28 protein-coding genes are annotated in these 25,667 nt (G+C 41.2%); all 28 read left to right on the forward strand.

The features are described from left to right. The coding region (locus CZ379_RS26685) for an exodeoxyribonuclease VII large subunit (RefSeq protein ID WP_324616446.1) at positions 1-385 on the forward strand (385 nt) is incomplete at its 5' end. Next, positions 375-668 (forward strand): exodeoxyribonuclease VII small subunit, encoded by a 294-nt coding sequence (gene xseB, locus CZ379_RS15055; RefSeq protein WP_110932361.1) that lies wholly within the window; start codon positions 375-377, stop codon positions 666-668. The genes CZ379_RS26685 and xseB, both read left to right, overlap by 11 nt. Continuing rightward, positions 661-1,563 carry a polyprenyl synthetase family protein gene (locus tag CZ379_RS15060; protein WP_234404917.1) on the forward strand — a complete coding sequence of 301 codons (903 nt, stop codon included), beginning with the start codon at positions 661-663 and terminating at the stop codon, positions 1,561-1,563. The genes xseB and CZ379_RS15060 overlap by 8 nt, the downstream gene beginning before the upstream one ends. A 120-nt stretch (positions 1,564-1,683) precedes the next feature. Continuing rightward, positions 1,684-3,591, forward strand: a complete 1,908-nt coding sequence (gene dxs, locus CZ379_RS15065) for a 1-deoxy-D-xylulose-5-phosphate synthase (protein ID WP_110932362.1) — start codon at positions 1,684-1,686, stop codon at positions 3,589-3,591. Between the two features lie 23 nt (positions 3,592-3,614). After that, positions 3,615-4,475, forward strand: a complete 861-nt coding sequence (locus CZ379_RS15070) for a TlyA family RNA methyltransferase (RefSeq protein ID WP_110932363.1) — start codon at positions 3,615-3,617, stop codon at positions 4,473-4,475. Between the two features lie 176 nt (positions 4,476-4,651). Next, the gene (locus tag CZ379_RS15075; protein ID WP_110934400.1) at positions 4,652-5,158 is read left to right on the forward strand and encodes a hypothetical protein; all 507 of its coding nucleotides are present in this window, start codon (positions 4,652-4,654) and stop codon (positions 5,156-5,158) included. Beyond that, positions 5,155-5,604 (forward strand): transcriptional regulator AhrC/ArgR, encoded by a 450-nt coding sequence (gene ahrC / locus CZ379_RS15080; RefSeq protein ID WP_110932364.1) that lies wholly within the window; start codon positions 5,155-5,157, stop codon positions 5,602-5,604. Before CZ379_RS15075 ends, ahrC begins: the two co-directional genes overlap by 4 nt. Before the next feature lie 63 nt (positions 5,605-5,667). Next, positions 5,668-7,392, forward strand: coding sequence for a DNA repair protein RecN (gene recN / locus CZ379_RS15085; protein ID WP_110932365.1), 1,725 nt, complete (start codon positions 5,668-5,670; stop codon positions 7,390-7,392). 114 nt (positions 7,393-7,506) lie between these two features. Further along, positions 7,507-8,835: a SpoIVB peptidase gene (spoIVB, locus tag CZ379_RS15090; RefSeq protein WP_110932366.1), complete on the forward strand. Its 1,329-nt coding sequence runs from the start codon at positions 7,507-7,509 to the stop codon at positions 8,833-8,835. A gap of 444 nt (positions 8,836-9,279) precedes the next feature. Then, complete coding sequence (gene spo0A, locus CZ379_RS15095) at positions 9,280-10,086, forward strand: sporulation transcription factor Spo0A (RefSeq protein WP_110932367.1); 807 nt, start codon at positions 9,280-9,282, stop codon at positions 10,084-10,086. 161 nt (positions 10,087-10,247) lie between these two features. Next, a complete protein-coding gene (locus CZ379_RS15100; protein ID WP_407668703.1) occupies positions 10,248-11,219 on the forward strand; it encodes a tyrosine-type recombinase/integrase in 972 nt (323 codons plus the stop codon). Positions 11,220-11,394: 175 nt separating this feature from the next. Continuing rightward, the gene (locus CZ379_RS15105) at positions 11,395-11,643 is read left to right on the forward strand and encodes a hypothetical protein (RefSeq protein WP_110932369.1); all 249 of its coding nucleotides are present in this window, start codon (positions 11,395-11,397) and stop codon (positions 11,641-11,643) included. After that, positions 11,640-12,071: a hypothetical protein gene (locus tag CZ379_RS15110; protein ID WP_110932370.1), complete on the forward strand. Its 432-nt coding sequence runs from the start codon at positions 11,640-11,642 to the stop codon at positions 12,069-12,071. The genes CZ379_RS15105 and CZ379_RS15110 overlap by 4 nt, the downstream gene beginning before the upstream one ends. A 272-nt stretch (positions 12,072-12,343) precedes the next feature. Beyond that, positions 12,344-12,859, forward strand: coding sequence for a hypothetical protein (locus CZ379_RS15115; protein ID WP_110932371.1), 516 nt, complete (start codon positions 12,344-12,346; stop codon positions 12,857-12,859). Positions 12,860-13,508: 649 nt separating this feature from the next. After that, positions 13,509-13,952, forward strand: a complete 444-nt coding sequence (locus CZ379_RS15125) for a hypothetical protein (protein ID WP_110932373.1) — start codon at positions 13,509-13,511, stop codon at positions 13,950-13,952. 19 nt (positions 13,953-13,971) lie between these two features. Then, a complete protein-coding gene (locus tag CZ379_RS15130; RefSeq protein WP_110932374.1) occupies positions 13,972-14,856 on the forward strand; it encodes an SU10 major capsid protein in 885 nt (294 codons plus the stop codon). An 89-nt stretch (positions 14,857-14,945) separates the two neighbouring features. Further along, positions 14,946-15,134, forward strand: coding sequence for a helix-turn-helix domain-containing protein (locus CZ379_RS15135; protein WP_234404918.1), 189 nt, complete (start codon positions 14,946-14,948; stop codon positions 15,132-15,134). Further along, positions 15,131-15,718 (forward strand): hypothetical protein, encoded by a 588-nt coding sequence (locus CZ379_RS15140; RefSeq protein ID WP_110932375.1) that lies wholly within the window; start codon positions 15,131-15,133, stop codon positions 15,716-15,718. Before CZ379_RS15135 ends, CZ379_RS15140 begins: the two co-directional genes overlap by 4 nt. 13 nt (positions 15,719-15,731) lie before the next feature. Then, positions 15,732-15,917, forward strand: coding sequence for a hypothetical protein (locus tag CZ379_RS15145; RefSeq protein WP_110932376.1), 186 nt, complete (start codon positions 15,732-15,734; stop codon positions 15,915-15,917). Between the two features lie 2 nt (positions 15,918-15,919). After that, complete coding sequence (locus tag CZ379_RS15150; RefSeq protein ID WP_110932377.1) at positions 15,920-17,245, forward strand: hypothetical protein; 1,326 nt, start codon at positions 15,920-15,922, stop codon at positions 17,243-17,245. 32 nt (positions 17,246-17,277) lie between these two features. Continuing rightward, positions 17,278-18,546 (forward strand): hypothetical protein, encoded by a 1,269-nt coding sequence (locus CZ379_RS15155; RefSeq protein ID WP_110932378.1) that lies wholly within the window; start codon positions 17,278-17,280, stop codon positions 18,544-18,546. 451 nt (positions 18,547-18,997) lie between these two features. Beyond that, positions 18,998-19,396, forward strand: coding sequence for a hypothetical protein (locus CZ379_RS15160; protein WP_110932379.1), 399 nt, complete (start codon positions 18,998-19,000; stop codon positions 19,394-19,396). Positions 19,397-19,441: 45 nt separating this feature from the next. After that, entirely contained in the window at positions 19,442-21,028 is a 1,587-nt protein-coding gene (locus CZ379_RS15165) for a terminase large subunit domain-containing protein (RefSeq protein WP_199925624.1), read from the forward strand. A gap of 23 nt (positions 21,029-21,051) precedes the next feature. After that, positions 21,052-22,356, forward strand: coding sequence for a phage portal protein (locus tag CZ379_RS15170; protein ID WP_110932381.1), 1,305 nt, complete (start codon positions 21,052-21,054; stop codon positions 22,354-22,356). 381 nt (positions 22,357-22,737) lie between these two features. After that, the gene (locus tag CZ379_RS15175; protein WP_199925625.1) at positions 22,738-23,418 is read left to right on the forward strand and encodes a hypothetical protein; all 681 of its coding nucleotides are present in this window, start codon (positions 22,738-22,740) and stop codon (positions 23,416-23,418) included. 117 nt (positions 23,419-23,535) lie between these two features. Continuing rightward, a complete protein-coding gene (locus CZ379_RS15180) occupies positions 23,536-24,114 on the forward strand; it encodes a hypothetical protein (protein ID WP_110932383.1) in 579 nt (192 codons plus the stop codon). Positions 24,115-24,173: 59 nt separating this feature from the next. Further along, positions 24,174-24,518: a hypothetical protein gene (locus tag CZ379_RS15185; RefSeq protein WP_110932384.1), complete on the forward strand. Its 345-nt coding sequence runs from the start codon at positions 24,174-24,176 to the stop codon at positions 24,516-24,518. Between the two features lie 109 nt (positions 24,519-24,627). Then, positions 24,628-25,563: a hypothetical protein gene (locus tag CZ379_RS15190; RefSeq protein ID WP_110932385.1), complete on the forward strand. Its 936-nt coding sequence runs from the start codon at positions 24,628-24,630 to the stop codon at positions 25,561-25,563. Positions 25,564-25,667: the final 104 nt, after the last annotated feature.

Consider the following 25,667-nt stretch of genomic DNA (forward strand, 5'->3'; position numbering starts at 1 on the left):
CCGCATGCGGGCGCAGGCCGAGCTGACGGGCGCGGCGCATGCCCGCCTGCACCAGCGGCTGCTGCGGTATCACCCGCAGGATACGCTGGCGCAGACCAAGCGGCGCCATGTAGATGCGGAGCGACTGCTGCGCACCGCGATGAACAGCATATTGAAGGAAAAAAGCCAAAAGCTGGCTTATAGCATCAGGCAGTTGGATGCACTTAGCCCATTGAAGGTAATGGCTAGAGGATATAGTCTTGTGTATGACGAGAAAGGACAGCGCTTGGTGAAGTCGCTGAATGATGTAGAGCCTGGAGATTTGGTTAGGGTCAAGCTGACCGATGGTGAGCTGGATTGCCAAGTATGGGGCATGAGGGGGGAAGGTGACGATCATGGAGACTGAGAAGCAAACTCAAAAGGAATTACAGGGGCAGCCAGAGCAGGATTACAGCTTCGAGCAAGCAATGAATGAGCTGGAGGATATCGTATCCCAATTGGAGCATGGAGACGTTCCGCTGGAGAAGGCAATCGATCTTTTTCAAAAAGGAATGCAATTATCGCAATTATGCGGCCATAAATTATCGCAGGTCGAACGAAAAATTGAAATGATCATGGAGGCCGACGGGGAAATCGTGAAGAAGCCCTTTGATCCACTGATCGAAGAGAGCGGTGATTCAGTTGGATAAGTTTGTTATCACCCCATATATTGATGAAATATCAGCTCTAGTAACATCTTCTTTAAAGCAGGCCGTTCCGGCAGCCTGGGATGTGCCTGCTCATCTAAAAGAAGCGATGAGCTACTCTCTAATGGCGGGCGGCAAACGCCTTCGTCCACTGCTAGTTATTGCTGCCGCAGAGGCGCTTCAGGGCAGCCGCGAGGCGGCGCTGCCCGTCGCCTGCGCCGTTGAGATGGTACATACGTATTCCCTGATTCATGATGACCTTCCGGCCATGGATGATGATGATTTTCGTCGCGGCAAGCCGACGAATCATAAGGTGTTTGGGGAGGCCATGGCCATATTGGCGGGTGACGCGCTGTTGACCCATGCTTTTTACAGTGTCGTTCAGGCCAGTAAACATCATGGGGTTCCCGCTGAAGCCTCTTTGGCCATTGTAGAGGATTTGGCGCGCTTTGCCGGGCCTTCCGGCATGGTTGGCGGACAGGTTGCCGATATGGAAGGGGAGCAGGGGCTGACCGACATTGACGAGCTTCGTTACATCCACGAGCATAAAACGGGGGATTTGATCGTATTCTGCCTTATGGCTGGGGGACGGATCGCTGCCGCTACTGCAGAGCAGCTTCAAGCTTTGGAGACCTTTGGCAGATCGATTGGACTTGCTTTTCAAATCCAGGATGACATTCTTGACCTCGTTGGCGACGAGAGCAAATTAGGTAAAAAAACGCAAAGCGATGTCAAGCAGCAGAAGGTCACTTATCCTTATTTTATCGGTTTGGAGGCATCGCGTGCTGAAGTAGACCGTTTGACCACGCTCGCTCGGGAAGCGGTTTCAAATGGAGTTATTCCTCATCCTGAACGTCTGATTGGCATCGCCGATTATTTAATGAACCGAGATCGTTAGACATCGATCTGTAGAGCTAAAGAAACCTGGATAACTTCGACAAAAGTTATTCATATGTTATAATTAGTGTCATTATATTAGCAACATGAGAAATCCAATGAAGGAAGCGGGGAATTCGCTTTGCTGCTCTCTCAAATTCATGAACCCAACGATCTGAAACAGTATTCAATCGAACTATTGACGCCACTAGCTGCCGAGATTCGCCAGTTTCTAATAGAGAAGCTGTCTGTGACGGGAGGACATCTTGCGTCCAATTTGGGTGTTGTGGAGCTTACAATCGCGCTGCATTACTGCTATAACAGTCCCAAGGACAAGTTTATATTCGATGTGGGTCATCAGGCATATGTCCATAAAATCCTAACCGGACGCAGGGATCGCTTTGATACATTGCGTAAGCATAACGGCTTGTGCGGATTTGTTAAACGCTGTGAAAGCGAGCACGACGTATGGGAAGCCGGGCACAGCAGCACGTCTCTTTCGGCAGCTATGGGTATGGCGCTAGCTAGGGATCTGAAAGGCGAAGACAACAAAGTCGTTGCCATTATTGGCGATGGCGCTCTGACAGGCGGCATGGCCTTTGAAGCGTTGAATCACATCGGTCATGAACAGAAGGACTTAATGGTTATTCTGAATGACAATGAAATGTCGATTGCGCCTAATGTTGGGGCGATGCACAATTACTTGACGAAGATCAGATCGGATAAAAATTATTTGCGCGCCAAAGATGAAGTAGAGCAATTGCTCAAGAAAATTCCAGCGATCGGCGGCAAGCTCGCCAAAACGGCGGAGCGGCTGAAGGATAGCTTGAAATATATGATGGTATCCGGTGTTCTTTTTGAAGAACTCGGCTTTACGTATCTTGGCCCTGTTGACGGTCATGACCTGGCGGGACTAATCGAAGCCTTTACCCAAGCCAATAATGTGAGCGGCCCGGTGCTGGTTCATGTGTTGACGACGAAGGGGAAAGGCTATACGCCTGCGGAAGAGGATTCCCACAAATGGCATGGGATTACGCCGTATAAGATCGAATCGGGACAGGTGCTTAAGGCAGTGGGCAATCCGATGTACACGGAAGTGTTCGGCAAGACTTTAATTGAACTAGCGGAGAAGGATCAGCGAATCGTAGCGGTTACGCCAGCGATGCCGGGAGGCTCCGGGCTGGTCAAGTTTGCGGAACGATTTCCGGATCGGATGATCGACGTAGGTATTGCCGAGCAGCATGCGGCCACGATGTGCGCCGCGCTGGCGATGGAGGGGATGAAGCCGGTTTTTGCGGTGTATTCCACGTTTATGCAGCGGGCATACGATCAAATCGTGCATGATATTTGCCGCCATAACGCCAACGTTATGTTCGCCATCGACCGGGCAGGCTTTGTCGGTGCCGACGGAGAGACGCATCAAGGGGTATATGACATCGCGTTTATGCGCCACATTCCGAACATCGTGCTGATGATGCCGAAGGATGAGAATGAACTGCGCCATATGATGAAAACGGCGCTAGAATACAATGATGGGCCGATCGCATATCGTTACCCGAGAGTCAATGTTCCTGGAGTTCCACTCGATGAAGAGCTTGTCTCGATCCCGATTGGAACGTGGGAGAAGGTTCGAGAAGGGGAGCAAGTGGCGATAATCGCCGCGGGTCCGATGGTGCAGGTTGCGGAAGAAGCAGCCGAGGCTTTGAAGAGGGAAGGCGCCAATGTAGCTGTGGTGAACGCGCGCTTTCTTAAGCCGTTGGATAATAATATGTTAATGAGCCTGGCGGCGTCCGGAACGAAGCTGATCGTGCTTGAAGAGGCATGTCAGGCCGGCAGCTTGGGCAGCGCAGTGCTGGAATTCTATGCTGAGCAGGGACTAACCGGCGTAGATGTAACCCTAATGGGTATTCCCGATCGCTTCATCGAGCATGGCAGCATTAAAGAGCAGCTTGAAGAGGTTGGATTGACGGCCGAAGCTGTTGTGAAGCAAATCCATCAGTACCGTGCAGAACATCAATTTACTTTTGGCAAAAAAGTTAAACCATCATAACAAGACAAAGTCAGGAGAATGTTATGGCTGTTTCCAAAGAACGCATCGATGTCTTGTTGGTCGAGCAAGGTTATTTTGATAGTAGAGAAAAGGCCAAGACCGCAATTATGGCTGGACTCGTATTCGGAAATCAGGAGCGGATCGAGAAGGCTGGAACTAAAATACCGAGAGACACGAAGCTGACGGTCAAGGGGGCTGTTCATCCTTATGTAAGCCGTGGCGGATTGAAGCTGGAAAAAGCCTTGGAGCATTTCCAGATCGACATGAAGGAAAGAGTTATGCTTGATATCGGCTCGTCAACCGGCGGTTTTACGGATTGCGCTCTACAGCATGGCGCCAGCTACGTATATGCGATCGATGTTGGATATAACCAGCTGGATTGGTCGCTGCGAAACGATGAACGCGTCAATGTCAAGGAGAGAACCAATTTCAGGTACATGACCCCGGAAGACTTGGATGGGCCGCCTCCTAACTTTGCCAGCATCGACGTTTCATTCATCTCACTGCGAATTATTTTACCGCCGCTCCTTAGCCTGCTGAATAAGCCAGCGGATATCGTTGCTTTGATCAAACCGCAATTTGAAGCAGGACGTGAGAAAGTCGGGAAATCTGGCGTAGTACGCGAGGCAAAGGTACATCAAGAGGTGCTGGAGACCGTGCTTGGTTTCGCGACAGAATTAGGGTACACTTTGCAAGGATTAACCTTCTCTCCGATTACAGGCGGTGAAGGCAATATCGAATTTTTGGCCCATTTAAGACTTCTGCTACCTGGAGGAATGGAACAGCCCGCAGACACAGAAGTATTACAGCATATCCGCGAAACCTCGTTGCGAGTCGTGCAGGAAGCGAAGGATACATTTACGACGAAAAGCCCATCCTATTGATGGGTTTTTCTGTTTCTTTTTAATATATACATTTATTCATTAGGATGTTGCATACAGAACATCTGTTCGTTTATAATGGTTTTATACGAATAAATATGAAGCAATACTTAACAATATCCACTTTGGGACAGGAGGTTGTTCGCAAAACGTCGAATAAATCATCTGAGGTGATTTCGATGAGTGAATATACCGATGGTCTTCTCATGGTGGTCATTACGGGAATTGCGCTGCTTCTGCTGTATCGCGGATTTAGGATGTGGCTGCGCAAACCATTCACGCTGGGCTCAGGGATTGGCTTTGAGTTTAACGAGAACATCCAGGAGCATCCAGCCGTTGATTTGCTGGAGTCGGCGGGCTATGAGATTGTAAGCGACAAGCTGAAAGTTCCTCTGGCATTTCGGGTGGAAGCTCAAATACTGCACAGCCGGCTATATATCGATTATGTTGTGAAGAAGCACGGTGAATACTATATAGTGAGGAGAACCAGGGAGCGTCAGCCTGTGGAGTGGACGGGCGCTGGACTCCGGAGGGATATTCTGCCCTACCTGCTTCTATATCCTGATTGTGCTGGGGTGCTCTACATCGATGCTGAGCTGGGACAAATCAAAGAAATCACCTTAAGTACGGATTTGGATGATGCCGAGCAGGCGTCACATATTACAGATATATGGAGGACAAGATGAAGGGTCAACGGCATATTAAAATTAGGGAAATTATTTCCGGTCATGAAATTGAAACACAGGATGAGCTCGTCGAAGCGCTACGGCAGGCGGGATTTCAGGTGACGCAGGCCACGGTATCTCGCGATATCAAGGAGCTTATGCTCATAAAGGTGCCTACCGATGATGGGAAATATAAATATTCGATGCCAACGGCACAGCGCTACAATCCGGTGCAGAAGCTGCAGCGGGCGCTTGTAGACAGCTTTGTACATATCGACCATACCGGCAATTTGGTTGTCATGAAATGCTTGCCGGGGACAGCGAATTCGGTAGCGGTTCTACTTGATAATATGGAATGGCCTGATTTGCTCGGTACGATTTGCGGAGATGACACGATTTTGCTGATTTGCCGAAATGAACAGTACAGCCATTACGTTATCGATCAAATTATGGCTTTTATTTCGTAATATGCTTATTTATCATTTGTTTTAGTTGTATTTGCAACCATTGGCGAAGGGAGTGCCGTTAACTTGCTGGTTCATTTATCCATTCGGAACTTGGCCGTTGTTGAAGCGGTTGATGTCACGTTTGACCGGGGCTTTCACGTGCTAACCGGTGAGACTGGGGCAGGTAAATCGATTATTATTGATGCACTAGGGCTCTTATCCGGAGGCAGAGGCTCGTCCGATTTGATCCGTTATGGCTGCGACAAGGCAGAGATGGAAGCCGCATTTGATTTGAAGGAACACCATCCGGTTTGGGCTATTTTGGCCAAGCTTGGCATAAGCGCAGATTCTGGAGAAGCGTTGATTATCCGTCGCGAGATTAGCGCTCAAGGCAAGAGCTCGGCTCGAATTAACGGTCATTTGGTCAACTTGTCCATGCTTCGCGAGGTGGGGGAGAGCTTGATTAATTTACACGGTCAGCATGAACATCAGACCCTTTTGCACCCAGAGCGGCATTTAAAACTGCTTGATGCCTTTGGTTCTGACGACATCGCGGATGCAAAGGCTAAGTACCAGGAGGCTTATTCTGCATTTCAGCGAGTTGATAGAGAATGGAGAGAACTGCAAAGTACGAGTCAGCAGGCACTGCAAATGCTAGATTTATATCGTTTTCAGCTGGAGGAAATCGCGGCCGCTGGGCTGAGACCCGGCGAGGATGAATTACTTTCCGAAGAAAAGGTCAAGCTATCCTATAGCGAGAAAATGATGGATTCGGTGTCCGGGGCTTATGATCTACTCTATGGCCCCCAAGGGCTGGAAGCCATTGCCAAGGCGGTATCCCGGTTAGAGGACGTTACGAGCTATGACACGAAGGGAATTGCGCCGTTGTTAGAGCAGCTGCAATCAGCTTATTACCTGCTTGAGGATGTTTCGTTTGGACTGCGGGATTACCGTGACAACATTGAGTTTAATCCGTCTCGCCTAGAGGAGGTTGAGAACCGCTTAGACCTAATCTCTTCGCTGCGGCGTAAATACGGAGACGATGTCAAAGGTATTCTTCAATATTATGAGCAGATTTCCCGCGATACGGACATTCTAGAGAATAAGGACGAACGATTGGAGAAGCTGACTGTGCAGCGGGAAGAGTTGCTCCAGATTGCGCTTAAGGATGCGGCTGTGCTTAGTGCTGTACGTAGGCAGAAGGCTGCCGAGCTTGCGCAGCAAATCGAAGGGGAGCTTAAGGATTTGCAAATGGGCAGGACAAAGATTGAAGTCAAGCTGGAAGTAACCATCGATCCGCAAGGTGTTGCATGGGAAGGCAGCTTGGTACGGCTTAGCAAACAGGGGATGGACAGCGCCGAATTTCTAATATCACCAAATCCAGGGGAGCCGCTTCGTTCTTTGAGCAAAATTGCCTCTGGCGGGGAATTATCCCGGATCATGCTCGCATTAAAGAGCATATTTGCCCGTCATGACGAGGTTCCTGTGTTAATTTTTGATGAGGTCGATACGGGAGTTAGCGGTCGAGCGGCCCAATCCATTGCAGAGAAGCTGTATCGTTTGTCCGGTATGTGCCAAGTGTTCTCCATTACCCACCTGCCCCAGGTCGCTTGCATGGCGGATCAGCAATACTTGATTGAGAAAATCGTGGCAGAAGGCCGCACGATGACGAGAGTAGAGCATTTGGAGGAGGACGGGCGAATTAATGAGCTCGCACGTATGCTTGGGGGCGTGGAAATTACCGACCGTACTCGACATCATGCTCAGGAAATGCTTAAATTGGCCGAGGCGCAAAAGGGTGCGATTTAACGAGCGGAACAATGATTGACAGTAATAAAAGACCACACCCGGGGTATCTTATAGGTACGCAATTGGCGACCACCTTTTCGTCAAGCGAAAGAAGCTAAGGGAGCGTGACAGCCATTGAACCCCAACCTCAGGAGTAGATTTCTCGGTCTTTTACTAGCCTTCTTCTTTTGTTTTCTTGGCACGTCTGCCGTTGAAGGTCATTCGCCGATGCTGCCGGATGAACTGCGCATGTTTCAAGGCCAGGGTGCACAAATCGATTTGGCCATACCGGTACAGGCAGAGGTTAGTGTTGATCGACCGGATGTCGTGATGCTGAACAATCAACCTAACCCCTCAATGAAGGTATCCCTCGGCTCTCCGCTTAAGCTGTCCTCGCTTAGCAGCGGTGAGGCCAAGCTCCGCATGAAGCTTTTTGGACAAATTCCTCTGAAGACAGTTAAAGTAAATGTAATACCCGATTTAAAGGTTATACCTGGGGGACAAACGATCGGCGTAAAAGTGAAATCCGATGGCATTCTTGTTGTGGGGCATCATCTTGTTAATACGGAGAAGGCCAAAATGTCGCCGGGTGAGGCGGCCGGAATTCAACCAGGTGATTTAATTACTCATTTGAACGGTTCTCATCTCAAGGATGTTCATGAGGTGGCATCTTTGGTTGAGCGGGCAGGCAAGAATAACCAACCGCTCAATGTCATTTACAAACGAAATAATCAAAGGTTTTCCACAACCCTAACCCCGGCCTTTGACAGGCAGGACAAGGCTTGGAGACTCGGGTTATACATTCGCGATTCGGCGGCTGGAGTCGGTACTTTAACTTTCTATGCACCTAATCAAGGAGTATATGGAGCACTTGGGCATGTCATTACGGATATGAATACACAGACGCCGATTGCTGTCGGCAGCGGACAGATACTGCAGTCCAGTGTAACGTCCATTTCCAAAAGTGAGAGCGGAGAACCTGGAGAGAAACGGGCCCATTTTGTCAAAGAAGGCAAAACGCTTGGCACGATTGAGCGCAATACGCATTTCGGCATTTTTGGCAAGATGACGGAAAATCCAGACCATAGCGTATATAAGACACCGATTCCTGTTGCTTTTTCCGAAGAGGTTAAAGAGGGCCCCGCAGAAATCTTAACCGTTGTTGAGGGCCAGCAAGTGGAACGATTCAAAGTGGAAATCGCGCATGTGTCCAAGCAAAGCGCACCACAGACTAAAGGCCTAGTCATCCGCATTACCGATCCAAGGCTGGTGGAGAAAACAGGCGGGATCGTACAAGGGATGAGCGGCAGTCCCATCATTCAAAACGGTAAATTGATCGGAGCCGTGACCCATGTATTTGTTAATGACCCGAGATCAGGCTATGGCTGCTTTATTGAATGGATGCTGCAGGATGCAGGCATCTTGAAGAGGGACAACGCATCAACCAATCTTAAGGCGAGCTAGCGCCTTAAGATTGGTTTTTTATTTTGTGGTTTGCTTAGTTGAAGTACTGTATTATTAGATTTATGAAATTTTTTAATAATGGGGATGTGATTGAATTAATTGTTTTTTTTCTGGATACTTGCTTCATCAGGGTTTTGACTATATGCTTGTTGAGGAATGGAGGATTATTGGCGAAGGAAAATTAACAGAATGTATGTACTGTGGAGTATCAGGCACTCGATTACGACATGGTACGTCAATGCTTGTCGAATAGAAACGAATTACATCACTATTTGTAAGTAACAATCAATTATATATCAAATTATAAAAAAAATAAATAAAAATAATTTTCGACAGAAGGAATTTACTTTTGAGTGTCGAATCCTAGGAATTTACTTTTGAGTGTCGAATCCTTATTCTGGAAGAATGATTAAGGAAACTCATAACATAAGGAGGAAGTCGTCGGTGCAAAAAATTGAAGTGTTGTTGGCGGATGATAATCGGGAATTCACGAATTTGCTTGCAGAGTACATTTCTGAGCAGGATGATATGGTTGTTTCAGGTATTGCCTATAACGGCGAGGAAGTTTTGGAGATGATTGAACATGCTTCTAAAGTTCCGGATGTTCTAATCCTGGATATCATTATGCCGCACTTGGATGGATTGGGTGTGCTGGAACGTTTACGCGATATAAATGTATCTCCGCAGCCAAAGATCATAATGCTGACTGCTTTCGGACAAGAGAATATTACGCAGCGTGCGGTTCAGCTTGGGGCATCGTATTATATTCTGAAGCCTTTCGATATGGAAGTGCTCGCTAATCGAATTCGTCAGCTGGTGGGAGTCCAGAGCCTTTCCTCCAGCAGTTCACCATCCTCATCCTTTACGAGGTCGAATGTAGTACCGCTTGGCAAAGGCAAGAATCTGGATGCAAACATTACTTCCATCATCCATGAAATCGGTGTTCCTGCCCATATCAAGGGATACCAGTACTTGCGGGAAGCTATCACGATGGTATACAACAATATTGAAATTTTAGGAGCGATCACCAAAACATTGTATCCTGCGATCGCTGAAAAATTTAAGACGACTCCATCCCGCGTTGAACGGGCGATTCGCCATGCCATTGAGGTAGCTTGGACACGCGGCAATATCGACAGCATAAGTCATTTGTTTGGTTACACGATCAATATTAGTAAATCAAAGCCAACGAATAGCGAATTTATTGCCATGGTGGCCGACAAGCTGAGAATTGAGCACAAGGTAAGCTGAAAGCAATAGTATCAAGGGTTTTCGGGTTTGTATAAGCCAACCAATTATCACATCTGGGAATGGAATTGACGATGAAAAGGCGACTAATATCTATACATCATAACGATAAAATCACTGCTTTATTGGCTGATAAAAAAGCTGATAAAGGAGTGATTTTTTTTGTGACTGGACTTGAATTTGAACTGGATAATTTTATGCTGTACTGCACTTCAAGGAACTTGTCCAAAAAAACATTAGCAAGTTATGAGCAAGCATTAAAATTATTTTGTAATTATTTGCAGGAACATTTTAATATTGTGGATGCTAATAATGTGCAGTCAGGACATATTAGGCAGTACATCAAGTATTTGCAGGATAGGGGTAAGTATACGGTTGTTAGCAGGGAGCAATCTAAGCAGAGTAACTTTCCGAATAATCGAACAGATCACGGGAAACAGGTAAGCATGATTACGATTGCTAATTATGTCCGTAATATAAAGGTCTTTTTCAATTGGCTGCATGACGAGCGGGGTATTACCAATAACCCAGTAGCCAAAGTTGCAATCCCAAAAATTGAACGCAAAATGAAGACGCTACTTACACCGGAGCAATTAAAAAAGGTGCTTGCTCAGTTTGAAACAACTACGTTTACAGGATATCGCAATTGGATGATAACCCGCTTACTGCTTGATACAGGTTGCAGGATAAGTGAATGTTTATCAATTCAGCCAGAGCATATTGACTTTAATCATAAAAGTATTTTGATCGTCAATCCAAAAAATAAGCAAGAGCGATATGTGTATTTTTCATTTAAATTAAGCGGAGAACTAAAGAGTTGGCTAAAATATCATGATCGTTACTCTAATAGTCTGTATCTATTTCCAACGATAAGAGGAACGCAATTAGATATCAGAGGATACGAAAGGGCGCTAAAGCAAGCTGGGGCTAATGTAGGCGTTCAAATACATCCTCACCAGCTTCGTAACAACTTTGCCAAATATTACATTTTGAATGGTGGCGATTGGTTTAGCCTTTGCAGGATTTTAGGGCATTCAAGCGTGGAAGTCACGCAAAAATCTTACGCGGATTTTAGCGATTTAGAAGTCGGGAAGAAGTATCAGCAGCACAGTCCACTGTCCACGATGGACATATAGGTGGTGGCAATTATGGACACTCTGCAAGCCCTCAGGGCAATCGCTAGGAAGCAATCAGAGCTGATAAAGGAGCACCAGAGTAATAATACATCCCCAAGCCGCAAGAAGGCTCTAATGTACGAATGGGAGCGTCTGAGGATGCAGCGGGAATCATTAGCAAGGGAGGCTGGAAAAAATGGTAGTTGAACTATACGATAATGCTTTGTCACTCAATCGCTTAATGTGGGTTATGTCCAACGAAGATTTTGATAAGATGATCGTAATATCCAAACTGCATATATCACTTGTGAGCGAACATATTAATTCAAATACAACACCAGAGAGAAAAAGGGAAATCATCCGAGAAATAGAATTATTAAGGGATGCACGAGATCAATTATTTATCAAATATTTAAATCAATCAAAAGGAGAGATTGAAAAATGAAAAAATTTTTCGAGAGCCAAATGGAAGAAGTCGGAACAGATTCACTCGAGTATACTTTACTCAAGCAATATGCCAAAACGCCGGAAGATGTGAGCCGCTTTTGCAAAATTGCGAATCGAATTACTAGCGCGGATCGGCAACCGCTTATGTCGGCGATATTATATTATATCGAAGATAAAGTATTAGATACTCTAACGACTAACCAATTGGATATTATTTTCTCGTTAGCGTTTGAATCCAAACAGGGGTTATTGGAACTTATCCGCTTAGATGGGATTAATAGCTTTGACACTTATCAGTTTGTCGATGAGTGCTATACGGATGAGATAACGAAGCAGTTCGGGCAGGTATTTAGCGGTGATTTTGATCTGCTAGACTATGAGTTATTTGAGTTCTTTGAATATCTGAATCCAGCAGATGCCTGCTAAAAGTTTAGACGAAAAAAGCAGGGGCGATAATACCCCTGCTTTAACTATTATGTTGACTTCACAACTTGTCCATATGTAAAATTAAAAATAGGAGTGCATTCACCTAATTTATATTAGGTAGTTACTCCGATAGTTTTTTATGCTCTTTTTTGGAGGTGTTGCCTATATTATTACTGCCTATATAACGTATATAGGGACTAATCACTATGAAGTAGTATAAGTCATGTTTATTTAGGTGTCAAGTTTTTTTGAATATTATGAGGAGAGATATATTGCAAGTAAAAAAATTATTAAAAGAGTGGGTATCTGCCTTCAAGGATGCGAACGATGAAGGCAGACAGCAGGTAATCAGTCAACTATTGGAGGTAAACCAAAAGACTGGGGAGATAACCTTTAAAGATGGTCAGTTATTATCAATATACCTTGATGTGTCCCGCAGGTTCTTTTGGTTGCTGGGTGAAGACCTAAATAGCGAGTTCATTTTAGTTGTGCTTGAAGCGTTGGATGCAATTAAACTACATAATCATAAGACTGATACACAATACACGAATGGTCAAATTATAGAGTACTTTAAGCGCTACATAAATAACAAATTTATCGATCTAACGAGGACATGGGACCTACATTACCAAATGGAAGGGTTAGAGTCTGAGCAGGATAAATCCTACGAAGAACATAACGCTATTGATAATGACACTCCTATACGATTGTTTATAGATGACGTGGACATCCAAACTAAGTTACATAGCGATCCCAATCAATTTACAACTATACAATATCCTAGCTAATGATGCGTCTGTATTGCCCGATAGCGCGTCTATGAGGGACATAGCCAATGTACTAGACATAGGCAAATCAAGCGTACACAGGCGAAAACAGAAGCTAGAAACGACATTACGACATGAGTTTGATAACTGGCACGATCGCCGAGGTAAGCACTTAGTAAGTAGTAATCTTACATATATAATTGAGGATTTTCTTTCTTCAGGTAAATATGAGTTTGATAGCATATTTGAGTTTATATCCAGTAATTACACACTAAAAAAAGAAGAGTACGAAGAGGTTGACGACCAGGAAGCGTTGTGGGAGAGGCTAACGCTCAACAAGCCTGATTATAGATATACTATGATCAATCTATTAGAGGATTGTATGGATGATAGAGACATGTTTATTACACTATGGCGTTGCCTTAAGTACAACAATACCGATTGGCTCAGCATGGAGGATAAGCAAAAGATAGCTAAATGCGTGCTAATTTCATTGAGAAAATACATAAATAATAAATATAACATATAAACGGGACAGATGCAAGTATATAGTTTGTAGGTGTATAATTTTACTCATTTATAATTACCTTCTTACTTGTCCCTGTCAGCCTTGATGGGGACGCTACTTTTTACAATTCTATTTAAATTATTAAATGAAAGGAAGATTAATGTGTCAGTTACTACTTACACACAAGAGCAAGTACAAGAGCAAGTTAATCAGGCGATTACTGAAGCTAAACAGGCTTGGGAAAAAGATATTTTAAATCCTGTAATCACGGAAAGGGATAATTTGATGCAGTATAAACCTGTAGAGCTATCCGAGGAGCAAAAACAAATCAAGCAATTGAAAGCTGATCTAATGCAGGCGAAAGCCGTTGCTGCTCTTCGGGATGCTGATTTGGACGATTTTGTTGATTTTTTGAATGTAGAAAATGAGGAAGAGTTGCAAGTTAAGATTGATAAACTTTCAAAAGTTATCAATGATCGCAAGCTCAATAATAGATACATCCCGAGTGAGCATAGACAGACGGGTGCTTATAGTAATGCACAGTCCAAAGGGGACACAGTAGGTATGATACAAGCCAAGTTCCAAAAATTATTCAATCAACAATAATAAAAAAGGATGATATTTAATGTTTAAATCAAGCAATTTTATGCGAGATGAATCCATCTCCCTGAGCGAAGAAATCACGAAATTAGGAGTGAAACAAGCTCCTCTTACATCACTGTTAATGAGTCTTGGTAAGACGGGTAAAATCAATGCACCAGTGCATACATGGCGAGAGGTTACCCTTGATAATACTGATGATATCGGAGCGATTGAAGGTAACAAGGATATCCAATTTTATCAATCTCAGCGTGCTCAACTCAACAATGTAGCGGAGATCTTCCAAAAAGGAGTTTCGATCAGCGGCACAGCAGAAGCCATGTCAGGCAATGGTATTGGTAATCAATTCGCACAGGAGACAGATAACCGCCTTCTCGAATTAAAGATTAACCTAGAGCGCAAGCTGGTGTCAGGCGCAAAAGATGACGGTTCAGCTTCTCCTTATATCCGTAGGCTGCAAGGTGTTGAGAACTGGGTAGATAGTGCAAATATCACCACGGCGGCAACACCAGCAACTGTATCTGAGGATGATATTATTGCTACGTTGCAAAAGCTTTGGGGTAATAGCGGATCGGGTGCTTATTATGCTTTGGTTAATGCACCAATCAAAAATCAATTAGATAAGCTATATAAAGATGCCTACCACTATGTAGCTCAAACAAATTCTTTCGGTTTGACGGTGAATCGTATCCAGACCTCATACGGAACAATTGACGTGTTGTTGTCGCCATTTGCGGATGCCAATAAGATGACAATCTTTGACCCTAACGACTTAAAAATTGAATTCCTGCGTCAACCGCAATTCCAGCCGCTTGGAAAGCAAGGTGACGCTACAGAGGGCTTTGTAGTTGCAGAGGCTACACTATATGTAGCAAGCGGCAAAAAGCTTGCACAGTTGGATATTTCTTAATACATAAACATAACAATGCAGGGGAATCCCTCCCCTGCGATTTATTATACATTACTATTTAAATACTTTAATCCTAAGGAGGTTACAGGTTGCACAAAATCAACGAAAGAGAGTCATATACAGCTGTGCGGCGACGTAAAAAAATTACGCTGCGGGAAATTGCTGAATATATCGGGTGTAGTGTGAGCCTGATCTCGCAATACGAGAACGGGTCTAACAGGATACTGCCCGACAAAGTGCGTAAATACAAGCGATACATAGAGGACTACAAAAATTGAATTATGAAGAATTATTAGTTCATTTTGGGCTGGAAACGGCAGGACGTATAAAATATAGCTTTCCCATATACATGACGAATCAAGCAGTGCGACAATATCATAACGATATAGCTGACTTTGTATCAATGCCGTTGCACCATAAAATCAAAGATGCGGTAAGTTCTTTCTTCCCCAATGTAAGGATTGGGTATCACGCCACATCTAACAATAATCTCCCAAGCATCATTAAGGACATGGAGATTGCTTCAAAAAATGGAGTTTATTTTAGTGATTTTCCTATTTATTTTGCTTTCCAAATGTTTCAACAGGGGATAGCAGATTTATCAATTTTATTTTTTGATATGGATAAAGTTTCATATCAAACCGTAGACATGACAATACCAGAGTTCAATCTCGCACACTACGATGGCGAAGTCACAATAAACAAAGAATTTATTACTAGTGATCCTATTGCATTGGGTAAGATTTTCGGCATCATCCAAATTGAGGACTATAAAATTAAAGAGTTACACGTGCACGATCCACAAAAAGAAAGATTTACAGGATACAAGAGTAAGAAATGGGATAGGATTATCGATTTTTAGGAGGTAAAACAAAATGAAACTACATATTAAATTCAAGGATGGAACTGAAGCCAAAAGCCGCGAAGAATATACGGTTGAACAAGTGAAACAATTCATAGATGCGCTGGAACAAGGATATGAACTCAACCTTAATCATGACACGCTAAGCCCACACATATCCACGCCGCAACAAATTAAATATATCAAGGTGATACTGTGAGCATGATTGTTTATATGGGCTACGAGGATAAAGCTTGGGTATACAGCGATACTAGAGTATCAGCAAAGTTGGAAGGCGTTGACTATTACATTCGTGATGGATTTGATAAGGCTAGAGCATATGGTGATAAAGTGGTAATGGTCATGGGTAGCTTGCCAATGGCAGAACAAATATTTTACGATATTGATTTTAGTGATTACCAACTAGATACAATAGTGTCTATCACGAGTAAAGTATATAAAGAACATAATCAAGGTGAGATTGGGGTATATGTCCTTGCCTTAGATGATAATGATAAATACGTCATACATACAATTAGTAACTTAAACGATTTTGCAATTGAAACTGAAGTAATTACAAACAACGTAATAGGTGCAGCGGGAGCCAACAGCGATAAAGCTTTACAGCATATCAGCGAGCAACTTAAGGCTGGAATCCCAAGACATGAAGCAATTAAAAGCGCTTATCAACATGTAGCAGACGAAAAGGTTGGCGGGGATTGTATATTACATCAACTTGACAACACGAAAGAGTTTACTTTGATAATCAATAGATATAAAACGTACGAGATATTTGACGAGAACCCACTCCGTAAATTTAGCGAAATGGCAGCCATGGACGGGACAGCAAAGTTCAAGAAGTTAATTCTCACCGATGGTAATAACACTGCATTACTCAACAGTGAGACGAGAAAATTCCATTTGAATAATTGGGATATCGAAGGTGTAGGTTCCTTAGATGCTCAATTCATCCAAGCAAGCGCTCTAACGGCAGAGGATGGATTTATCAACGATCTCACCGTGAACGCGCTTAAGACGCTTGATAAGACGGATACAGTAGGCTCTAAGATTGACTATGTGCAAGCCAAGGATAATTTCTTGAAGTTGGTCACAGGTACAATTACAAATCGTATTCATGCACAAAATAGTAATGGAGAATTATTGTACTGGACAGATGCCAACAAGACAAATTTAACAACTAGCCCAACACCTTATCCATTTTATGATTTAACTTACAATCCGATTGATAAGTTCAAACTATACCTTGAAGGTGCAGGGGATACATCCTATCCACGTATGATACTAGGTGTAGGCGATGGCGTTACTGAGCTATCAGGCAAAGCAATCATCGAGAAGCCTACAGGGAAGCTTAATATTAGCTATCACAAGAGTAATACAGGCACTGTGCGAGAGGTTACGCTGGATGACATGGGAATTACGATTAGAGCTAATAACGATGGCACAGTAACGATAGAGGGACAGAATATAAAGGTAACGGCGACTAATAAGATTACATTGGATGCGACCAATGGGTACGATTTTGCTTAAGATCAATAGAAAGGGACTGGGGAGATAAAAGTTTGAATAATATTTTTAATTTAAATGATAAAGAAATACAAGACCTAATAGATAATAATATAGGAGAGGAACAAATATTTAAAAACTATAAAGAGCTATGTAGAACAATGCATATTTTTCCTGCTGAAGGTGGAAAAAACACTAGATTACAGCAAGATGAATTGAGAAGATTTATTGACTGGGAGAAGGTTGAAGGGGGCGGCAATAAAATTAGAATTATTAAAAAATATTCTAAACCCGAAAAGTATAATGGCAAACCCATAGGCAGGAAAAAAGCCGAATATTTAGTATTTATCAAGCAATTACTGATCGTCTTGCTAGTTAAAAATAATGGTAGGCTTATTAAACGTAAAAGTGAATTATCAGAGGAACTAAGCTTGATCAACAAAAACTATGGATTCTGCAAAAAAAGACATGAAAAGTTTTCAACCTATCTTGGCGTTGATATGATGAATGCCAATGAGGTTTTTAATTCGGTTGATGATATGATTGAAAATAATGTATCAAATGTACTAAATCAAATGGAGAAGGAAGAGCTAATTAAAAAACAAGAATTATTTTATGTTTGTGTCGTTGAGCAGCCATTTGTAGAAATAAACGAATTAGGCAAAATAAAATATGATAAGCCGGAAATCATTGTAGATGAATACGGTGAAGAACACTACAAGCATAGTATAAAAAGGAAAGGGAGTGAAACCCATAGACAAGCAACGTCCGAAGAAATCAAACTTATTACCGACACCGAAATGAAGCTGCTGGAAGAGTACAAATGTAAAAATAAATCTGAGATTAGGATTAAAGGCAAAAAAAAGGATTTCGACAAGCGATTAGGGGACACTTTATTTAATAGAGCTAATATTAGATATTCGTATAAAGTATTTGATGTTTACACAAATGAATTAGCCATCATTGAACGATGGAATAGATTAAACCCAGAAAATAAATTGAGCCTAGAGGATCAAGCAATGCTGGAAGAGATGTTAAATAAAAGTGTAATAAATCAAGCAAGAAAAAATGCAGTAAATCGACACAATAATGCATTAAAAGAACCTGACAGACAAAGAAAGCGACAAGAGCAACAAAAAAAGCTTAGAACTACATTTGGAGGGAAGTACATAAAGCCGAAGCACTCAAAACCGATGAAGCCAGAAGTTCAAGCGCGAAGAGCAGATAAAAAATATGTCTATGAACAACATACCATCATTGACGCAGTAATGAAAAAAGATGCACCAAATATCAGAAAAGCAGTTTTACAAACAATGATAAATTAATAAAAGATGGTACTAATTAATTCCCTTATATATTTGTATTATATATGGGAAACAATAGGTACCATCTTTTTAACTCAGCGGGGGTGTGGGGGTGCAATCATTGTAAGCCTTGGCGCACAATGCCCCCACTATATAAGCTTCTCAATGCAAAGCATTGTTCAGCTTTGCCTTTTCGATTGTTCCAATCGAACGGCTTAAATTATAAGGAGTATCTATTAAAATGGAAAATATATATGATTATGCAATTAATTCCTGTTGCACTGCATGCGACAAACAAGAATGTGAATATATCACATCGAATATATATGAGACACTTACAGGCGAATTGATTAGAGTCCCAGGCTTATTATTGTTGCGCTGTAGGGCTTGTGGTGTACTTCGTGTTCCGCCATTTGAGATAAGTAAAATTGAAAATGCTATGAGTAATATTAAAGGTAAAGGGTGATAAGAAATGAATAATATCTACAATGCATTAAAAAATATTACACCAAAGAGAAAAGAATATTTTCTCTGGAAATTTAATCTCAATTTTAGACAAGGGAATGAACGTAAATCTGAGGAAGAATTCCTTAAAGTTGTGGGCAATAAGACGCTGGATGGATTTCTTGCGTGGGAGAAATCAGAAGAGTATAGAAGTCTTGTTGCTATTTTGCTTAATACTCGATTTGACCAGGACTTGGAAGAGATCTATTCCTCCTTATCTAATAAAGCTAAAACAGGAGACGAAAAGAGTATCCGCTTATTGCTTCAAATGGGCAAAGAAATTAAAGAATACAGTAAGCAAGCAGTTAGGCAGATGACAGTAAAAAGTGAGAATGACAAAAATAATGATGATGGTTTGATTGTATAGGATTCCTTAATTGCAGGAGTCCTATTTTTTATGGAGGGGGATAAATTGACGAGCAAAACAATGACAACAGATAAAAAAATACAAAAAATCATGAATGACTTTAAGCTATTTAGTCTTAATTTTATAAAAATTGTAGATAATCACGGTGAATTGATCCCCTTTAAGTTTAATGATCAACAAAAGGAATTTATAAATAGTTGGGATAGATATAATTTTGTACTTAAGCCAAGGCAGTTGGGATTTACTACAGTTTCCTTGGCTTATTGTTTATATATGGCTTTAACCAATCCTAATACACAATATCTTATTGTCAGTTACAAGGGAGATAGTGCAAGGGACTTATTTAATAAAATTAAGCGTATGAACAGCAATTTACCTAGAGATAGCTTTCCATCATTATTTCCTAAAGTCAAACGCGAAAATAGGGATGAACTAACATTTGAAAATGGCTCAACAATTGTATCGACTACAGCTGGTAGCAATGATGAATTAGGACGTGGAATGACATTGATGTATGTTCTCCTTTCAGAGGCCGCCTTCTATGATGAATTGAAAGGTGTATTGACCAGTCTTGAGCCTTCGCTCATGAAAACGGAAAAGGCGAAAATTGTAATTGAAACTACAGCCAACGGATTTAACTATGCACAGCAACTTCACGAATTAGCCAAAAAGGGAAAAAGCAAATTTAAAGCTTTCTTTTTCCCTTTTTTCGCTTCTGCATACGAGAAGCAATTCAAATATGATATTGAATTGGCAATCAAGTGGTATAAAGCCAGAAATAAGGGGAAGCGTTTGTCTGCCGATGATTTGAACAAAGAGGAGCAACAATTACATCAAATAGGATGCAGCTTAAATATGTTAATGTGGCGACAATATAAATTGAGTGATACTGATAAAAACACATTTTACCAAGAGTATCCGGCGTACGATATCCAAGCATTTATATCGACTGGCGTAAGCGTATTTGATCAATCAAAAATATTAGAACAAATGAATCATACCCTACCGCCATTGACAAGGGATGAGCTTAAAGGTGAATTGCCTGATAGTTTGATGGAATACATAGGTAGGGGACTAGAGATATATCATTTTCCCAAGCGTGGTAAGCGCTACTATGGAGGTGTGGACGTTGCTGCGGGTGGCCAAGGAGATTTTAGCACGATTTCAATTTTTGATGATTCAGGCGAACAAGTCGCCAGCCTTAATAGAAATGATATCCCTGTTTATCGTTTTAGCGATATTGTCAGGCAACTAGGCATGTATTTTAATTATGCTTTTTACGTCATTGAGCGCAACGGATTTGGCACATCTTTGCTGGAAAGATTGCGTAAAGATACGGACGATCCATATTTAAATTTATATCGTCATCGACATTTTGACGCAAAAGGTGGCAGCGATTATAAGCTTGGTTTCCCACAAACGGCAATGACCAAAAGTCAAGCCACAACCGACGCGAAAGAAGCGTTTGAAACTGGATTAATACATATTAATTGCAAAGATACTTTGACACAGATGCAAACATATAGCGACACGGGTAAAAACAGAACAGAGGGGCATCATCATGACCTAGTCATTAGTCTAATGATGGCTGTGGTAGGACTTAAGGCAAATCGGTATTATGTGCAAGCTTAATCAAAAAGGGGAATTAAATACACATGCAAAAATTGCAACAATATATACATAAATATCATGACGGTGCTAGGGATTGGTTTATCGAAGAGGTTAGTAAGGTATATAATCAGCAGCGGACAAATCAAATCATTGATTTGAAGGAGTATCTATCAGGACATCATAAGATACTCAATAAGCCTTCCTATACATTTAATGGGAAGGTATATCATCCCAAGAAAATCGTCCTACAACTGGCTAAGACAATGGTAAGCTTTACAGTATCATATTTGCTTTCTAATCCTACAACATTAACAGGCAATGAGACAGTCACAGGAGCTTATCAGAGCGTCTACAAGCGTGGAAGATATAATAGTGTTGATTATGAGATACTGGATAAGATGGTCAAATATGGATTTGTGGTGGAGTGCATTTATTTGGATGAGGACAAAAATATTAAATCGAAGCTACTTGATCCAGCTGATTGCTATCCCATATATAATAGCAGAAACGAATACATAGCCATGATTGAGCACTACTGTATAGATTATGTTGATCATTATACAGTATATACGCCTGATACGGTAGAAGAGTGGACTAATGAGGGCGGTAAGCTAAAGCTTGAAGGTACATTAAGTAATCTATCAGGATTGCCAATTATATATCACAATCAAAGCGAGACAGATAATCTAGGCAGAAGCGACTTGTTAGATATGATTCCAATCCTTGATAATCTGGAGGATTTGATTAGTAAGACAGCAGACGGATACTATCATTATCTAACAGGGGTTCCAGTTGTCACGGGGCAGCAGTTAAAAAATGCTGAGCTACCTAAAGATTTAGTGACTGGTGGGATTGTACTTGAATATGGGAGCACATTTGACTTTAAATCAAATCCTTTTGATCATAAGGGGTTTGAAAGTATATACAAAACGTTGAGCAGCGCATTGCTTGATGTAGCCAACGTCCCGGCTGTGAGTATGTCAAAAACTGACATATCAAATTTAAGCGAAGTCTCTATACGCCTTCTTTTCGCACTCAGCGACATGAAGGGTGCAATGAACGCCAAGTTTATGCGTGAAGGTATGGATAAGCGGTTTGATGTAATACGAAAGCTATTAAAGCTAAAAGGTATTACAATTAGTGATGAGGATTACGATACACTAGATTATCATTTCCACTTTGCCAGACCGAGTAATGACAAGGAGATTGTCGAGAATCTGAAGATATTACATGAGATCGGAGCAATGAGCCAGGAGTCACTAGTTGAGAAGAATCCATACGTCAATGATGTGTCGGCAGAGATGGGAAGATTAGCTAGTGAGGGGAGTAATGCAAGTATGAATGAGTAGACAAAAATGAAGGAATGAGTATTGTAGTTTAATTAAGATTATTGTAAATATTGTGATTAGGGATGAAAAGTAATATACGACATTCACGCACCTGTTACAATGCGATACTATATATTGTGTTTTATTTAACTTTACATACTACATATAGCATCTGAATTCGTTGTTTTTAGTTTAATTATCCATATAATCCAATATAAGAAAATAAGAACTGTCCAGACCACAATACTACTAAGAATGTGGCCTACTAAGCCAACTAATACCTAGTTTATTGGCACGATTTAGACATATATTTATCTATATATGGATGGATATGGTTAATGAGGTCGGAATAGGGTAAAGTGATAAGATTTATTTATCAATTTTGGGGTAATTGCGAAGTGGATGGAGAGGAATGCGATACCCCTAGTTGGTAAAATTTCCCCTTGGCTATGCGATTTACACATGAACGAAAAAATAAAAAGAGGGAGTAACGCAATGAATTTTGATGCTTCGTCAATAGCAATTGTTATTTCAGTTTTGGCTGTTGGTATTAATTTTATTAATGTCTCACGTGTTCGAAAGGCAAACTTGAAAAATGATGAGGAAAAATTTAAAAGAGAACTAAACTTAAAAACAAGTGATGAATTTATTGAGGTATTATTTAATTCAAAAACAAATGTTCAGAAATTTAAATCACTAAAAAAAGATTTTAGTTTATTAATCTTTATTGAAGGGGAAACAGTTCAGTCATGGAGTGGACTAAATGATAAGCTATGGGATATGACAAAGGCTATTACAGACAATTATTATAGTGTCTTGTCATATTATCAGAAAAGAAAGGTAATACTACTGGGCCATACAAAAGACATCAATTCATTAGAATCACAAATAAAAACATTAGACGCTGAAATTTTGAAGGTTAAGGAAGAAATAATCAATAGTTATGACCATGAAACATATAATTTTGATACTATAACTCCCTTATTAACTAACATACTGGAGAATTTAAATGAGCATGTTACTCTATACGAGAAAATCATTGACGAGGCGCAAGTAAACTTTCTAGGAAAGCTATATACATAGTTCCCTGTGACCACTATCTACATTTTTTTGTATAATCACATAGACCTAAATTTGTTTGTATGGTAATATTTAGGTGATCCGAATAAAAGAAAAGTACAAAGACTTTGGAGGTTTATGATGATCTGGACGATATTAATTTTAATTATTGTTGTTCCTATTGTTTATGCCATGATTTATGGTTTTTACCTTTCAAATAAGGACAAGAATCAACAGGTACTATTTAAATTTGAGTCTTCATGTGTAGTTGGTGTTCCAAATATGGAACCTGGCGAAGTTGCTGAGATCGTATTAAAGAAAGAAGTACTAATGATTAACGATACCCAAATTATACCTTACAGCAGGATTTTATCTGTTGAACATATCCATGAAACTGAAATTAAATTAGATGAAAAGGAAAAATCAGTTATATTACGTGCTGTAATGGGAGGGGCTTTACTTGGGCCAATTGGAGCTATAGTAGGAGGAATAAGCGGAGTAGGAAATAAGAAAGTTGAAGAAAAAATAGAACAAAATTATATCCAGATAGAATATGAAAATGTTCATGGTGAGTTCGTTAAGGCATTGTTTTTAACAAGGTATTGGAACTCATTTTGTGATGGGATCGTTAAGAAGTTTTATGAAGTGATGGGAAGAGAGTTTCCAAAGGAGAAAGAAAATATAGATGAACAAAAATTAATACGGTCATATGAAATATAATTGCCACTACCGCCAATCAAGGCGGTTTTTTCTTTCCAAAATATAAAGGAGCAAACAAAATGACAAATATCGAACGGATCAAAATGGAGACAAAAGGGGTCGGATACCCAGACGGCGAAATTTCAATCTACCTTGAAGAAAACAACCTAAATCCAGATGACGAATATAATCCAAAATCAAACGCCAATAAGAGAGGAATATATAGCACGGCACTAGCCCTGTTGGAATCGCTTGCTAATCAGCCAGCACTGCTTAAGTCGTACAAACACGATGATATGACTGTATATGACTTTGCGGACTCGCTGCAAAGTAGAATTAAAATGCTTGAGCGCAAGCTTCGTATGATGCAAGCCAGCGACGACACAACAAGCAATAGCAACACCTTTATGTTGTTTAATTCTTGATCACTTAATTTGGCTTTCTATTTGCCCCTTACAGGCGTTTACATGGCTCACAGGTATATTCCTATTGCTCACTATGTAAACGCCTGTTTTGGCGGGAAATCAATGGGAAATGAAAGGGATAAACATAATGTATAATCTATTCAATTTTGACGCAGTAGAAAACGATTACCAATATCTAATATCAACCATGGGGCAAGATATACTAATCAACGAGCAACCTACACGTGCATTGATTACCAATACTAACTTATCCAAAAGTTATAATGATAAGAAAATATCATCATTATCTCCGATAGAAAGTGGTGACATCATCTATTACAATGGTAAGTACTTTATGATAGTCAGCGAACAGACAGGCGAACGATATAATAAAAACAAAGGGATCATGCGTCATTTGCCATTTGTACTGAAGGTAAATCGTGATTGTAATTATATTGATGTGCCTTGCTACATTGATTCAGCTACTTTTGGTGTGGCAGAAGGTAGAATAATGACAATGGCTGAGGGTAATATATATGTACATACGCAAGATAATGAGCAGACTAGGCAGATTAAGCTTAATGATAGATTCATAAAGTATCAGCAGGCGTTTAAAGTGACAGGCGTTGACCGTCTGAGTGAACCAGGCAAGCTTATTTTGTCCTGTGCCAAGGATACAATTAGCTCTAGCGATGACCTCACAAATGATTTAGCGGGAGGATTAGCTTGCGTAAAGGAGCCAGAGCAGCCTACACCGCAAATACATATAGTTATAACTGGCACGGATGACAGTCCAGACGAGATCATTCAAGATCGCCAGAAGATGTATATTGCGCAAGCATATGATGGTGATACCTTGCTTACAGGCGAAGCGGTGACTTGGGGGCTTTATGACGATGATCAAGTTAACAGCACAACTTTTGCGAGTATTGTTTTACAAAGTGACAGTGAGTGTACAGTAAAAAACAATAATGCAATCAATAAATATGTATGGCTCAAGGCAACTTTACAAAGTGATTCGTCCGTTGAGGGGTGGATAAGGATAAGGTTGAGGAGTTTGATTTAAATATAGCTTGCTACCTTAATTATCCTGTGGTAATATCTATATCAAGTTAAGCAACTAATTCGCTTGACTCAAGCCAATAAATGCTTGAATTTTATCTTGTATGT

This window comes from Paenibacillus bouchesdurhonensis, from assembly GCF_900155685.1.
GTDB lineage: Bacteria > Bacillota > Bacilli > Paenibacillales > Paenibacillaceae > Fontibacillus > Fontibacillus bouchesdurhonensis.

Coding starts and splice junctions, on each gene's coding strand:
- CZ379_RS15145 (WP_110932376.1), top strand. CDS start 15,732: ATGAAACTACATATTAAATTCAAGGATGGAACTGAAGCCAAAAGCCGC.
- CZ379_RS15170 (WP_110932381.1), top strand. CDS start 21,052: ATGCAAAAATTGCAACAATATATACATAAATATCATGACGGTGCTAGG.
- CZ379_RS15190 (WP_110932385.1), top strand. CDS start 24,628: ATGAAAGGGATAAACATAATGTATAATCTATTCAATTTTGACGCAGTA.
- CZ379_RS15175 (WP_199925625.1), top strand. CDS start 22,738: ATGGAGAGGAATGCGATACCCCTAGTTGGTAAAATTTCCCCTTGGCTA.
- CZ379_RS15070 (WP_110932363.1), top strand. CDS start 3,615: ATGGCTGTTTCCAAAGAACGCATCGATGTCTTGTTGGTCGAGCAAGGT.
- CZ379_RS15075 (WP_110934400.1), top strand. CDS start 4,652: ATGAGTGAATATACCGATGGTCTTCTCATGGTGGTCATTACGGGAATT.
- ahrC (WP_110932364.1), top strand. CDS start 5,155: ATGAAGGGTCAACGGCATATTAAAATTAGGGAAATTATTTCCGGTCAT.
- CZ379_RS15130 (WP_110932374.1), top strand. CDS start 13,972: ATGTTTAAATCAAGCAATTTTATGCGAGATGAATCCATCTCCCTGAGC.
- CZ379_RS15160 (WP_110932379.1), top strand. CDS start 18,998: ATGAATAATATCTACAATGCATTAAAAAATATTACACCAAAGAGAAAA.
- CZ379_RS15110 (WP_110932370.1), top strand. CDS start 11,640: ATGAAAAAATTTTTCGAGAGCCAAATGGAAGAAGTCGGAACAGATTCA.
- CZ379_RS15105 (WP_110932369.1), top strand. CDS start 11,395: ATGGTAGTTGAACTATACGATAATGCTTTGTCACTCAATCGCTTAATG.
- xseB (WP_110932361.1), top strand. CDS start 375: ATGGAGACTGAGAAGCAAACTCAAAAGGAATTACAGGGGCAGCCAGAG.
- CZ379_RS15185 (WP_110932384.1), top strand. CDS start 24,174: ATGACAAATATCGAACGGATCAAAATGGAGACAAAAGGGGTCGGATAC.
- CZ379_RS15180 (WP_110932383.1), top strand. CDS start 23,536: ATGATCTGGACGATATTAATTTTAATTATTGTTGTTCCTATTGTTTAT.
- CZ379_RS15150 (WP_110932377.1), top strand. CDS start 15,920: ATGATTGTTTATATGGGCTACGAGGATAAAGCTTGGGTATACAGCGAT.